6 protein-coding genes are annotated in these 14,231 nt (G+C 68.2%); 5 read left to right on the top strand and 1 reads right to left on the bottom strand.

Annotated elements, in window-relative coordinates:
• Positions 1-9: 9 nt before the first annotated feature.
• Both BJ970_RS11190 and BJ970_RS11195 read left to right on the top strand, forming a co-directional pair.
• Positions 10-525: an Rv1363c family protein gene (locus BJ970_RS11190; protein WP_184726199.1), complete on the top strand. Its 516-nt coding sequence runs from the start codon at positions 10-12 to the stop codon at positions 523-525.
• Between the two features lie 37 nt (positions 526-562).
• Positions 563-1,471 carry a hypothetical protein gene (locus tag BJ970_RS11195; RefSeq protein ID WP_184726200.1) on the top strand — a complete coding sequence of 303 codons (909 nt, stop codon included), beginning with the start codon at positions 563-565 and terminating at the stop codon, positions 1,469-1,471.
• Between the two features lie 61 nt (positions 1,472-1,532).
• Here the strand turns inward: BJ970_RS11195 and BJ970_RS11200 are convergent, their stop codons facing one another.
• Entirely contained in the window at positions 1,533-4,664 is a 3,132-nt protein-coding gene (locus BJ970_RS11200; RefSeq protein WP_184726201.1) for a CHAT domain-containing protein, read from the bottom strand.
• Between the two features lie 916 nt (positions 4,665-5,580).
• Here BJ970_RS11200 and rpoB point away from each other — a divergent pair.
• The 3 genes from rpoB to BJ970_RS11215 all read left to right on the top strand — a co-directional run bounded on the left by rpoB (position 5,581) and on the right by BJ970_RS11215 (position 14,142).
• Complete coding sequence (rpoB, locus tag BJ970_RS11205; protein WP_184726202.1) at positions 5,581-9,075, top strand: DNA-directed RNA polymerase subunit beta; 3,495 nt, start codon at positions 5,581-5,583, stop codon at positions 9,073-9,075.
• A gap of 120 nt (positions 9,076-9,195) precedes the next feature.
• Positions 9,196-13,107, top strand: coding sequence for a DNA-directed RNA polymerase subunit beta' (locus tag BJ970_RS11210; RefSeq protein WP_184726203.1), 3,912 nt, complete (start codon positions 9,196-9,198; stop codon positions 13,105-13,107).
• 261 nt (positions 13,108-13,368) lie between these two features.
• Positions 13,369-14,142 carry a hypothetical protein gene (locus BJ970_RS11215; RefSeq protein WP_184726204.1) on the top strand — a complete coding sequence of 258 codons (774 nt, stop codon included), beginning with the start codon at positions 13,369-13,371 and terminating at the stop codon, positions 14,140-14,142.
• The last annotated feature ends 89 nt before the right edge of the window (positions 14,143-14,231 follow it).

The following is a 14,231-nucleotide window of genomic DNA, read 5'->3' on the forward strand; positions in this document are numbered from 1 at the left end:
GAGACGGACATGCCCACCGAAAACGCTGGGCGGCGGCGCCCGGTAGTGGCCTTGGCGCTGTTCTCGGTGAGCCTGGTGGCCTGCCTGTTCTTCGGGGTCTCCTGGGCGCTGGCCGCCAATGACTCCTCGGTCGGTCGGGCCGAGGCGCGCGACGCGGCGCTGCGCGACGGGGTGAGCGCCGTCATCAACTTCAACACGCTGGACTACCGGGACGTGGACCGCGGCCTGCAACGCTGGGAGGACAACTCGACCGGCCCGCTGCGCGACGAGGTCCGGCAGGGTCGGAAGAACTACGCGACCCAGATCGCCCAGGCCAAGAGCAGCACGGACGCCCGGATCCTCGACGCCGGGATCGTCGAGCTCGACGAGCGCGCCGGCAAGGCCCAGATGATCGCTGTCGTGCAGGTGACGGTCACCATCGAGGGGCAGCAGCCGGCCAACAAGCAGGACCGCTACCAGGCCGATCTCACTCGCGAGGGCGAGACGTGGAAGCTCAGCGGACTCGGCACCGTGCCGGTCAGCTGATCGGCGGGACGCGCAAGCAATCCGAGGAGTGGAGCCAGTGCCAAGCAACCGCCGCAACGGCCCGAACCGCCAACCCCCGACCCGCCGCCCCCGGGTGGCGGGCCTGCGCAATCGCACAGCCAATCACGGCGAAACATTCAAGTCGCAGGCGCAGGAATCCGGGCGCGTGACGGCGGATGCCGTTGATGCCCTTGACGAAACCAAGCCGGACGACGTGGACCAGCCGCTTGCAGCGGAGGCGGTCGCGGAGCGCAGCGAAGCGACCGGTGTCGGCGCGGAGCCCGTGGGGTCTGATGCGGAGACTGAGCAGTCCGCCTCGGTGGGGCCTGAGCGGCCGAGTTCCACGGCGGTGCCGGAAACCGCACAGCCGGATCGTGCTTGGGCGCAAACCGTTCGGGGCGTGCATATTGCGGAGCTTTCGGAGACGAAGCCCGGCAGGACGTCGGCGAAGCGCCGTTGGTGGGCGCTGTGGGTCGCCACCGTCGTGCTCGCCGGGTTTGCCCTGTGGTTCGGCATCGAGACCTACGCCGTGCGCGACACCGGGTCGGCGGCCAACGAGACGTTGGTTTCGGCCGGGGCGACCAGCGAGGTCAACGGCCAGATCTCCGATGCCGTGGAGAAGGTGTTCTCCTACGACTTCAACGACACGGCAAAGACCGAGACGGCCGCACGGGACCTGCTCGTCGGTCCGGCCGTGCAGCGCTACAACGATCTGTTCGCGCTCGTCAAACAACAGGCCCCGCAACAGCAACTGATCGTCACTACGACGGTGAAGAGCAGCGCCGTGACCCGGTTGCAGGACGATCGCGCGGAGCTCCTGCTGTTCGTCGACCAGCACTCGATGCGCGCCAACACGGGCGAGAGCAACACCGGCCCGGCCCAGATCTCGGTGAGCGCCGAAAAGCAGGGCGACCGGTGGAAGATCACCCAGATCACCCTGCGTTGACGCTTGGTTGTCAGGGGCAGTCTGCGATCTCTTGGCAACCACCGGTGACCGGGACCGGCGGTCAGGGTCCGATGTGGACGTGGGCGGACCAGAGGCAGTGCTCTTCCGGATAGCGGGCGCGGAGTTCGCGGGCCGCGTTGTGCAGGGCGTAGGGCGCGCGGTCCGTGTCGTACTCCGCGCCGCCGAACACCGCGCCGTAGACGTCGGCGTGCACCTGCACCGCGCTGTCCTCGTCGACCTCCCACAGGGTGCCGATGACGTGCGTGAACCCGGCGAAGCCCAGCGCGCCGGGAAGCGATACCGCCGCTGCGCACGGCGGGTCGGCGGCCGTCGCGCACTGGCCGAGGTAGCCGAACTCCGCTTCCTCTAACGACACCTGCCCGAGCTCCACCAGCCCCAGCGGCCGGTGCGGGGACTCGCGGTCCAAGAGCAGACCCGCCGCCGGCTGCGCCGGGAACTGCGAGCTCGGCTCGCAGACATGCAGCCACGGGTGCTTCGGCAGGATCCGCAGCATCTCCGTCGCGCTGGTGCTCTCCACCGACACGATCTCCGCGGACGGCCAGTACTGCGCCAGGACCTGGTTCTGTGGCGGCAATTCCCGCCCGACGAGCGCAGCGGAACCGGCCGCCACCAGCGCCGAGCCCTTCTCCGGCAGCGGTCGCTTCGCCGCCCGGAGCAGGCACCCCAGCGTCGGGGTGTACGACGACACGACCCGGTCCAACGTGGACTCCCCGGTCTTCGCGGTCGCCGAGTGCACCGGCAGAAACGCCATCGGGCCGAGGGCGCTCCACCACATCCGCGGCCACCGGGCACCGGGTTCGGGCGTGGTCAGGTAGCCCATCCGGTCCAGGACCGGCCGCGCGATGCGGTGCCAGGTCCAGTCGAGGACGTTGGCCACCGTGGCGTGGTCGTCCTGCTGCGCGGCGGCCAGCAGTTCGGCGGCCCGCTCGGCCACGGTGTCCGGGTCCGCTTTCGGCAGCGGCACGGTCAGCACCCGATTCGCGATGACGATCAGCGCATCCGACCGGTAGCGGCTGAGGTTGACCAGCACTGCCGAACCGTCCGGCGCGGCGGTGGACAGTTCCGGAAACGGCGTGCGCAACAGGTGGCCGGGTTGCACCGCGCGAATCTCCGCGAGCAGCTCATTCCAGGCGCCTGCCAGCCGGACCCGGTCGTCGGACTCGGCCAGCGCCGATTCGTCGACCGGGCGGTCCAGCAGCCGCCGCAGCCGGACCATTTCGTCCGCGAGGTCCGGGTGGGTGCGGTGGAGTTCGCCGAACTCCCCGCCGGTGGGCAGGAAGTCCGCCAGGATCGCCGACCGCCCGTACTCCGCCAGCGTCACGGCCCGTTCCGGATCGCCGCTTTCCAGCGCGCACGCCGCGGCGTCGGCCACGATCATCGCCCACCGCTGCTGCGCGGCCGGCGAGGCGACGACTCGCTTGCCGCGCGTCACCAGCGGCAGCAGTTCTACCGCGAGCTCGAACGATTCCAGCGCCTCGGACCACCGATGCGTCTGCGCGGCGATCCGGCCGGACAGGCTGGCGGCTCGAAGGCGCTGGTCAACAGGGGCGTTGGGCTGCTCGGCGGCGTCCATGAGGACCTTGCGAGCCCACCGGTAGTAACGGCGACGTCCGCTGCGCTGGTGCATCGTTTGCAGGGCCCGACCGAGGTGGATCGCCACGCCCGCGCGGCTGGGCGCATTCGTGGGCATCGCGATGAGCGCCTGATCGAACAGCTCGATCGCGGCTTCGACGTCCCGCATCTTGGCGGTGAATTGGAATCGGTGTGCCGACACGATCCCCAGCTGGGTCCAGGCGGCGGGCTGCGCCGCGGCATCGTCCTTCGCCGCCTCGCGCGCGAGCTCGGCAGCGCGGTCTAGGTCGGCACTGTCACCGCCGTGCTCGAAACGGCCGATCAACGTGTTGATCAGCGAGTTCAACACCGCGCCGCGCTGCTTCGCCGTGGCCGACTCCACCGCGGCCCGCCCGGCGGCGACGGCGGTATCGAGCGCCTTGGCCTCCGCACCGTGCAGGAAATGCCTGCGCAGCAGGGTCGCGTAGGCGGTGAGGGCGACAGCGCGGCTTGGATCGTCAGCGGACATCGCGCGCGCCGCCGGGGCGATCGGCCGCAAGACGCGGCGCAGCTGGCTCGCCTCGCCGGTCGCGTCCACGTGCTCGACGGTGGCCGCCGCCAGGTTCCAGACCGCCGTGCCGAGCAGCGGGTGTCCGCTGCTGAGCACCCCGAGAACCCCGATCAGCTCGCTGATGGCCGAGTTGAGGTCGGTCAGATCACCGTTGTGCTGGAAGCGCCGCCGCAGCGCGCTGGCCAGGTGGCACAGCGCGGCGCGCCGGGGCTCGCCGTCGGCGAGGGCCCCGGCGCCGGACCCGAGGTGCTTGATGCCCTCGTCCAGGTCCTCGGACGGGCCGCCCCGCTCGTACCGGCGCAGCAGTGCGGCGCCGAGGTTGATCAGCAGCTCGGAGGTCGCCGGGTCGTTCGCCGGGGAGATCCGGGCGGCTTCCCGGAACACGGTGACCGACTCGTCGTCGGACTCGGGCGCATCGGCCAGCTTGGCGTGCAGTTTCAGCGCGTTTGCCAGCCGGAGCAACGCCATCGCCCGGCGCTGGTCGCGCCGCGGGGTCTGCTCGACGGTCTCCCGCGCGATCCGCACGCTCTCCGCCGCGGCTGCGGCGCTGTTGGTCTTGCTCGCGAAGTCGGTGAGCGCCAGCACGAGGTTGCACCGGTAGAGCATTCGATCGCGGTCGCTGTCGTCGGCCGCGGACGTCGCGGACCGGTAGTAGGAGATCGCGTCTTCCAGGTCGGCCAGCTCGCCGCTGCGCAGGTGGGTGAGCTGCGCGGCGCTGCCGAGGTTGTTCAGCACCCCCGCGCGCGCCGGGTCGCCGTCATGCAGCACCCCGGCGGTGGCCCGGAACACTTCGGTAACCCAGGGCAGTTCGGCGAAATCGAAGGTGGTGACGATCTTGTTCATCGCCGCGATCGCGTCGGCGTAGCGCTGCTCCGCGCTGCGCCGGGGTTCGGGCTCCTGCGTTTCCTGCGGGGATTGCCGGTGCGGGGGCGCGGCGTCCGCCGGCTCGGCGGCGAACCAGCTGGAGCTGGAACCGCCGCGGTCCTGGCCTCCCGTCCAACGCTGCAGCCCGCGGAACCGCTCGTTCGCGCGGCTTGCATCGTCTGTCATCGAACGTTCTCCTGTGGCCTGCTCGCCCGGGGCACCTGCGTCGCAACGCGGTGGGGCGTATCACGCTACCGGCGTAACCGGCCGCCGAGTAGCCCGCGTGCACTACCTGAGATCGGGCCGGTGGGCAGTTGTGGCCAACGGTCCGATTCGTCAGATCTCCGCCGACGAGAAAATACTCGTCCCGGGAGTGCTGACGGCCCCTCCGCGACCATTGCCACTCGCGCTCAGCACGTGGTCACGCCCCGCGTCGGCGGGAGAATGGGGAAGCACCCGAGCAAGATCCAAATCGCGAAGATCGAATTCCGCGGCCGGCAATGACGGGTAGTGGCGATATGGGCACCCGGAGTGAATTTGGAGCGTCGGCTTCGGGAATGACTCCGTTCGGCCGCGCCCGGGAATAGGGCGGGCGATCCCGGACGTTGAGGTTCTCGTCACGTTCCGGGGCGGTTCTGGCAGGCGTGTCAAGAGCCGTTCGGCGGGGTGTCGCCGATGGCGCGCCGAGGCTCGGCGGGTTACCCGCAGGTATGCTCCTGACCAGGGAAAAAGGGGTTGCCGGTGGTGACTTCCGGTGATCGTGTTTTGCGCCACGAGGGTGATCGAAGCGTGATCTCTTGACTGCGAGCGCGCGCGGGTTCACTCTGGTCCTCAACACGGGGCTGGGTCGCCATCGGTGGGCCCCCTCGACAGCTGGCGTCGTTCCGGCTAGACTGCTACTTTGCGCTGCCTTCTTTCCGTCTGCCTCAGGGGTCGACACGGCGTGTCGACACAGCACCGGGCCGTCGGATCGTGGGCGCCATTGCACCCTTGACAGTTGTGTTAGCGGACTGTGCCAGCGGATGTGGGCCCGTCGCCACTTTCCCCGGCCACCTTTCGCCGACGCGGCTGTAGCCAGTTCAGAGTCCCGGAAGGACGCATCTTGGCAGTCTCCCGCGCGACCAAGGTCTCTGCAGCTTCCAACTACACGTCGGGGATCCCTGGGGCACCCAAGCGGGTCTCGTTCGCGAACATCCGCGAGCCGTTGAACGTGCCGAACCTGCTAGACCTGCAGATCCAGTCCTTCGAATGGCTTGTCGGTAACGAGGCCTGGTTCCAGCGCCGGGTCGACGCCGGCGAGGAGAATCCGGTTGGCGGTCTTGAGGAGGTCCTTGGCGAGATCTCCCCGATCGAGGACTTCTCCGGATCGATGTCGCTGTCTTTCTCCGATCCACGCTTCGACGAGGTCAAGGCCTCCGTCGAGGAGTGCAAGGACAAGGACATGACGTATGCGGCCCCGTTGTTCGTGACCGCGGAATTCACCAACCACACCACCGGCGAGATCAAGAGCCAGACGGTGTTCATGGGTGATTTCCCGATGATGAGCAACAAGGGGACCTTCATCATCAACGGCACCGAGCGGGTCGTGGTCTCCCAGCTCGTCCGTTCCCCCGGTGTCTATTTCGACCAGTCGGTCGACAAGACCACGGACAAGGACGTCTTCAGCGTCAAGATCATCCCCAGCCGCGGCGCGTGGCTGGAGTTCGACGTCGACAAGCGCGACACCGTCGGCGTCCGCATCGACCGCAAGCGCCGCCAGCCGGTCACCGTGCTGCTGAAGGCGCTGGGCTGGACGGCCGAGGCGATCCGCGAGCGGTTCGGCTTCTCCGAGACGCTGATGGCGACCCTGGAGAAGGATCACACCGCCGGTACGGACGAGGCGCTGCTGGACATCTACCGCAAGCTGCGTCCGGGCGAGCCGCCGACGAAGGAGAGCGCGCAGACGCTCCTGGAGAACCTGTTCTTCAAGGAGAAGCGCTACGACCTCGCCCGCGTCGGCCGCTACAAGGTCAACAAGAAGCTGGGCCTGGGCATGCCCTACGAGACCGGCGTGCTGACCGAGGAAGACATCGTCACCACGATCGAGTACCTGGTCCGGCTGCACGCGGCCGAGACCGAGATGCCCGCGCGCGGTGCCGCCCCGGGCGAGACGGTGCCGGTCGAGGTCGACGACATCGACCACTTCGGCAACCGGCGGCTGCGCACCGTTGGCGAGCTGATCCAGAACCAGGTCCGGGTCGGCCTGTCCCGCATGGAGCGGGTCGTCCGGGAGCGGATGACCACCCAGGACGTCGAGGCGATCACTCCGCAGACCCTGATCAACATCCGCCCCATCACGGCGGCGATCCGGGAGTTCTTCGGCACCTCGCAGCTGTCCCAGTTCATGGACCAGACCAACCCGATCGCGGGCCTGACGCACAAGCGCCGGCTCTCCGCGCTCGGCCCGGGCGGTCTGTCCCGTGAGCGAGCGGGCATGGAAGTCCGTGACGTGCACCCCTCGCACTACGGCCGGATGTGCCCGATCGAGACGCCGGAAGGCCCGAACATCGGTCTGATCGGCTCGCTGGCCACCTTCGCGCGGGTCAACCCGTTCGGCTTCATCGAGACGCCGTACCGCAAGGTCGTCGACGGCCGGGTCACCGACCAGATCGACTACCTGACCGCCGACGAAGAGGACCGCTACGTCAAGGCGCAGGCCAACGCGCCGATCGACGACGATGGCAACTTCGTCGACGAGCGGGTGCTGGGCCGACGCAAGGGCGGCGAGGTCGAGCTGCTGGCGCCGACCGAGATCGACTACATGGACGTCTCGCCGCGGCAGATGGTCTCCGCCGCGACCGCGATGATCCCGTTCCTGGAGCACGACGACGCCAACCGCGCCCTGATGGGTGCGAACATGCAGCGTCAGGCCGTGCCGCTGCTGCGCAGCGAATCGCCGCTGGTCGGCACCGGCATGGAGCTGCGCGCCGCGGTCGACGCCGGTGACGTGATCACCGCCGAGAAGGCCGGCGTGGTCGAGGAGCTGTGCGCCGACTACGTCACGGTGATGGCCGACGACGGCACCCGCCGCTCGTACCGGATGCAGAAGTTCTCCCGGTCCAACCACGGCACCTGCATCAACCAGAAGCCCATCATCAACGAGGGCGACCGGGTCGAGGCCGGGCAGGTCATCGCGGACGGCCCGTGCACCGAGAACGGCGAGATGGCGCTGGGCAAGAACCTGCTCGTCGCGATCATGCCGTGGGAAGGGCACAACTACGAGGACGCGATCATCCTGTCCCAGCGCCTGGTGCAGGACGACGTGCTCACCTCGATCCACATCGAGGAGCACGAGGTCGACGCCCGCGACACCAAGCTCGGTGCCGAGGAGATCACCCGGGACATCCCGAACGTCTCCGATGACGTGCTGGCCGACCTCGACGAGCGCGGCATCATCCGCATCGGCGCCGAGGTACAGGGCGGCGACATCCTGGTCGGCAAGGTCACCCCGAAGGGCGAGACCGAGCTGACCCCGGAGGAGCGGCTGCTGCGCGCGATCTTCGGCGAGAAGGCCCGCGAGGTCCGCGACACCTCGCTGAAGGTGCCGCACGGCGAGACCGGCAAGGTCATCGGCGTCCGCGTGTTCAACCGCGAGGACGACGACGAGCTGCCGCCGGGCGTCAACCAGCTGGTGCGGGTCTACGTCGCGCAGAAGCGCAAGATCCAGGACGGCGACAAGCTCGCCGGCCGCCACGGCAACAAGGGCGTCATCGGCAAGATCCTGCCCGCCGAGGACATGCCGTTCCTGCCGGACGGCACCCCGGTCGACATCATCCTGAACACGCACGGTGTGCCGCGACGGATGAACATCGGCCAGGTGCTGGAGACGCACCTCGGCTGGATCGCCTCGCAGGGCTGGTCCATCGACGGAGACGCCGAGTGGGCCAAGCGCCTGCCCGACGACCTCTACGACGTGGATCCGGGCACCAACACCGCCAGCCCGGTCTTCGACGGTGCGCGCGAGGAGGAGATCACCGGGCTGCTCGCCTCCACCAAGCCGAACCGCGATGGCGAGCGGATGGTGGGCGGCGACGGCAAGGCCCAGCTGTTCGACGGCCGCAGCGGGGAGCCGTACCCGTACCCGATCGCCGTCGGGTACATGTACATCCTCAAGCTGTCGCACCTGGTGGACGACAAGATCCACGCCCGGTCCACCGGTCCGTACTCGATGATCACCCAGCAGCCGCTGGGTGGTAAGGCGCAGTTCGGTGGTCAGCGCTTCGGTGAGATGGAGTGCTGGGCCATGCAGGCCTACGGCGCCGCGTACACGCTGCAGGAACTGTTGACGATCAAGTCCGACGACGTGGTCGGCCGCGTCAAGGTCTACGAAGCGATCGTCAAGGGAGAGAACATTCCCGAGCCGGGTATCCCGGAGTCGTTCAAGGTGCTGCTGAAGGAACTCCAGTCGCTGTGCCTGAACGTCGAGGTGCTCTCCAGCGACGGTGCGGCCATCGAGATGCGCGACAGCGAGGACGAGGACCTGGAGCGCGCCGCGGCCAACCTCGGCATCAACCTGTCCCGCAACGAGTCGCCGTCGGTCGACGACATCGCGCACTGACCCTCGCCGCCGGTCCGCGGGAGTGATCTCGCGGACCGGCGACCGACCCAACCTGGCACGAGCTGATTCTTTGGGGCACGCCCCAGGGCAGCACCTTCCGACCAAGGGAGAAGACCCGACGTGCTTGACGTCAACTTCTTCGATGAACTCCGCATCGGCCTCGCCACGGCCGACGACATCCGCCAGTGGTCGTACGGCGAGGTCAAGAAGCCCGAGACCATCAACTACCGCACCCTGAAGCCGGAGAAGGACGGGCTCTTCTGCGAGAAGATCTTCGGCCCGACCCGGGACTGGGAGTGCTACTGCGGTAAGTACAAGCGGGTGCGCTTCAAGGGCATCATCTGCGAGCGCTGCGGCGTCGAGGTCACTCGCGCCAAGGTTCGTCGCGAGCGGATGGGCCACATCGAGCTGGCCGCCGCGGTGACGCACATCTGGTACTTCAAGGGCGTCCCGTCCCGGCTGGGCTACCTGCTCGACCTGGCCCCCAAGGACCTCGAGAAGATCATCTACTTCGCCGCCTACGTGATCACCTCGGTGAACACCGAGATGCGGCACAACGACCTGTCGACGCTGGAGAGCGAGATCAGCGTCGAGCGCAAGCGGGTCGCCGATCAACGCGACGCCGACCTGGAGGCCCGGGCCCAGAAGCTTGAGGCCGACCTGGCCGCGCTGGAGGCCGAGGGCGCCAAGAGCGACCAGCGCCGCAAGGTCAAGGAAGGCGCCGAGCGCGAGATGAAGCAGCTGCGCGACCGGGCGCAGCGCGAGCTCGACAAGCTCGACGAGATCTGGGAGACCTTCACCAAGCTGGAGCCCCGCCAGCTGATCGCCGACGAGATCCTGTACCGCGAGCTCTACGACCGGTACGGCGAGTACTTCACCGGCGGCATGGGCGCGGAGGCCATCCAGTCGCTGCTGTCGACCTTCGACATCGGCGCCGAGGCCGAGTTGCTGCGCGAGACCATCCGCAGCGGCAAGGGCCAGAAGAAGCTGCGCGCCCTCAAGCGGCTCAAGGTCGTGGCGGCCTTCCAGGCCACTGGCAACGACCCGAGCGGCATGGTGCTCAACTGCGTGCCGGTCATCCCGCCGGACCTGCGTCCGATGGTGCAGCTGGACGGTGGCCGGTTCGCCACCTCCGACCTCAACGACCTGTACCGCCGGGTGATCAACCGCAACAACCGCCTCAAGCGACTGATCGACCTCGGGGCCCCCGAGATCATCGTCAACAACGAGAAGCGGATGCTGCAGGAGTCCGTGGACGCGCTGTTCGACAACGGCCGTCGCGGGCGTCCGGTCACCGGCCCGGGCAACCGGCCGCTGAAGTCGCTGTCCGACCTGCTCAAGGGCAAGCAGGGCCGGTTCCGCCAGAACCTGCTCGGTAAGCGCGTCGACTACTCCGGCCGTTCGGTCATCGTGGTCGGCCCGCAGCTGAAGCTGCACCAGTGCGGTCTGCCGAAGGAAATGGCGGTCGAGCTGTTCAAGCCGTTCGTCATGAAGCGGCTGGTCGACCTCAACCACGCGCAGAACATCAAGTCCGCGAAGCGGATGGTGGAGCGCCAGCGCCCGCAGGTGTGGGACGTGCTGGAAGAGGTCATCGCCGAGCACCCGGTGCTGCTCAACCGGGCGCCCACGCTGCACCGCCTCGGCATCCAGGCCTTCGAGCCGCAGCTGGTGGAAGGCAAGGCCATCCAGCTGCACCCGCTGGTCTGCGAAGCGTTCAACGCGGACTTCGACGGTGACCAGATGGCGGTGCACCTGCCGCTGTCGGCCGAGGCCCAGGCCGAGGCGCGGATCCTGATGCTGTCCAGCAACAACATCCTGTCGCCGGCCTCCGGTCGGCCGCTGGCGATGCCGCGTCTGGACATGGTCACCGGCCTGTACCACCTGACTCGTCTGGTGGACGGTGCCAAGGGCGAGGGCCTGGCGTTCTCCTCGGTCGGCGAGGCCATCATGGCCTTCGACCGCGGCGCACTGGACCTGCAGGCCAAGATCAAGATCCGGCTCCGCGACGTGGTGCCGAACAAGGACCAGATGCCGGAGGGCTGGGAGCCCGGTCAGCCGTGGTTGGCCGAGACCACCCTCGGCCGGGTGTGGTTCAACGAGCTGCTGCCCGAGGACTACGCCTTCGTCGACGACCTGCTGCCGAAGAAGAAGCAGGCCGCGATCGTCAACGACCTGGCCGAGCGGTACCCGATGGTCACCGTGGCGCAGACCCTGGACAAGCTCAAGGACGCCGGTTTCCACTGGGCCACCCGCTCCGGTGTGACCGTGTCGATCAGCGACGTGGTCGTGCCGCCTGCCAAGACCGAGATCCTGGACTCCTACGAGGCCAAGGCCGACCAGGTCGAGAAGCGGTACCGCCGCGGTGCGCTGTCCTACCAGGAGCGCAACGCCGAGCTGGTCAAGGTCTGGACGGCAGCCAAGGACGAGGTCGCCGAGGCCATGGAGGCGAACTTCCCGGAGGACAACTCGATCAGCATGATCGTGAAGTCCGGGGCCGCCGGTAACATGACCCAGGTCGTCCAGCTGGCCGGTATGCGTGGTCTGGTGTCGAACCCGAAGGGCGAGTACATCCCGCGCCCGATCAAGGCGAACTTCCGCGAGGGCCTGTCGGTGCTGGAGTACTTCATCTCCAACCACGGTGCCCGCAAGGGTCTGGCCGACACCGCGCTGCGGACCGCCGACTCGGGTTACCTGACCCGTCGTCTGGTGGACGTCTCGCAGGACGTCATCGTCCGCGAGCCGGACTGCGGCACCGAGCGCGGCATCAAAATGCCGATCGCGGAGCTGCTGGCGGACGGCAAGCTGCTGCGCGACGCGCACGTGGAGACCAGCGTCTACGCCCGCACGACGGCCGAGGACGTCACGGACTCCGACGGCAACATCGTGCTGGCCCGCGGTTCCGACCTGGGCGACCCGGCGATCGAGAAGTTGCTCGCCGCCAATGTCACCAAGGTCAAGGTCCGCAGCGTCCTGACCTGCGAGTCGGGCGTCGGTGTCTGTGCGGTCTGCTACGGCCGTTCGATGGCCACCGGCAAGCTGGTGGACGTCGGCGAGGCCGTCGGCATCGTCGCCGCCCAGTCGATCGGTGAGCCGGGTACGCAGCTGACGATGCGTACCTTCCACCAGGGCGGTGTCGCCGGTGACGACATCACCACCGGTCTGCCGCGTGTCCAGGAGCTGTTCGAGGCCCGGGTCCCGAAGGGCAAGGCGCCGATCGCCGACACCTCGGGCCGGATCCGGCTAGAGGACAACGACCGCTACTGGAAGATCACCATCATTCCGGACGACGGCGGCGAGGAGATCGTCTACGACAAGCTGTCCAAGCGGCAGCGGCTCGCGGCGATCTCGGTGGACGGCACCGAGCGGCAGTTGCAGGACGGCGACCACGTCGAGGTCGGCCAGCAGCTGCTGGAAGGTGCGGTCGACCCGCACGAGGTGCTGCGCGTGATGGGCCCGCGCGAGGCCCAGCTGCACCTGGTGCGCGAGGTGCAGGAGGTGTACCGCTCGCAGGGTGTGGGCATCCACGACAAGCACGTCGAGGTGATCGTCCGCCAGATGCTGCGCCGGGTCATCATCATCGACTCGGGTGCCACCGAGTTCCTGCCCGGTTCGCCGGTCGAGCGCTCGCAGTTCGAGGCGGAGAACCGTCGCGTCGTCGCCGAGGGCGGCGACCCGGCGTCCGGCCGTCCGGTCCTGATGGGTATCACGAAGGCGTCGCTGGCCACCGAGTCGTGGCTGTCGGCGGCCTCCTTCCAGGAGACGACCCGCATCCTCACCAACGCCGCGATCGAGGGCGCGAGTGACAAGCTGGTCGGGCTGAAGGAGAACGTGATCATCGGTAAGTTGATCCCGGCCGGTACGGGCATCAACCGGTACCGCAACATCCAGGTGCAGCCGACGGAGGAGGCACGGGCCGCGGCGTACGCGATCCCGTCCTACGACGACAGCTACTACACCCCGGATGTGTTCGGCACCGGCACCGGTGCGGCGGTTCCGCTGGACGACTACGACTTCGGCCGCGACTACCGCTGAAGTGGCTAGTTGACCAAAGGGCCCCTGTCCGACTCCTCCGGACAGGGGCCCTTGTCCGTCTTCAACTGCGTGCGATGCACCGGGCGGGCGTGGAGTTCTCACGCTGCCGTGGCGATTCGTGTGCGCCGGCCGAACATAAGTCGGGGGTCCCGGAGCCCCCGCGGCGTCTGAGGTTCCGTTACCGGCACCGCTACAAACACTCCCTAGTTGGCCGGGCGGCCGTGAGCCGTTAGCGTGTGCGACGGTGACGGGAGGTGGATCATGAACCACCCTGGGCAGCAGCCGGGTGTTCCGATCGTGGAGTGGGCGTCGCGGCTCGGGTGGCGTATTGCCTGGAACGTGCCCGATGGTGTGCTGAACCAGTTGCCGGGCGCGCCTTTTCACAAGTACCGGCGCAAGTCCGTGCCGGTCGTGCTGGCCGGGCCGTACCAGGGGATGCCCGCGTTGGCGATGCACATCGACTACACCTCGAAGCAATCCAGTTCGGGCGGCTCGTACTACTCGGCGAGCACGGACATGTATGTGAGCACGTCGAAGACGACCAAGCGGGTGTCGACCTGCGGCGTGGTGGTCCTGGAGTTGTCGTCACCGGTTCCGGAGCTGGTGCTGGACGAGAAGCGGGAGAAGCTCGACGACATCCTGGACATTTTCAGCTTCAACCGTTCCAAGGACCTCATCCAGGGCGGAGCGGTCGATGTCGGGCCCGCCGCGTTGAACGTCTACCACGCTTCCGGTGCCTCGGCGGGGTTCGTGCGCTCGATGGTGACGATCGAACGCACGCAATGGCTTTACAACCAGGGGCGAGGCCCGGCGTCCAACACGACCTTGGGCAAGGTCTGCTTCCGGCTCTCCGGCCGCAAGGTCATCGTCTGGTGCGGCCGCAATTTCAAGGAGCCCGCCGTGCTAGACAACCTCTTTGGCGTGGCGCAGGAGATCGTGCGCTGGATCCCGCCCGCCGCATACCAGGACCCCGCGGCCGCACAAGCCGACCAGCAGCACACGCCGTTGCCCCAACTTCAGCTCCCGTTCAGCTGAACCCATCGAGACGGGGCGGCGCATGGGCAGTGCCTACTCCGGGAACCTTGGTTGGGGTATAGATCACCTCGGGGGCGCACCCGACCGCA

It is taken from the genome of Saccharopolyspora phatthalungensis, from assembly GCF_014203395.1.
Lineage (GTDB): Bacteria > Actinomycetota > Actinomycetes > Mycobacteriales > Pseudonocardiaceae > Saccharopolyspora > Saccharopolyspora phatthalungensis.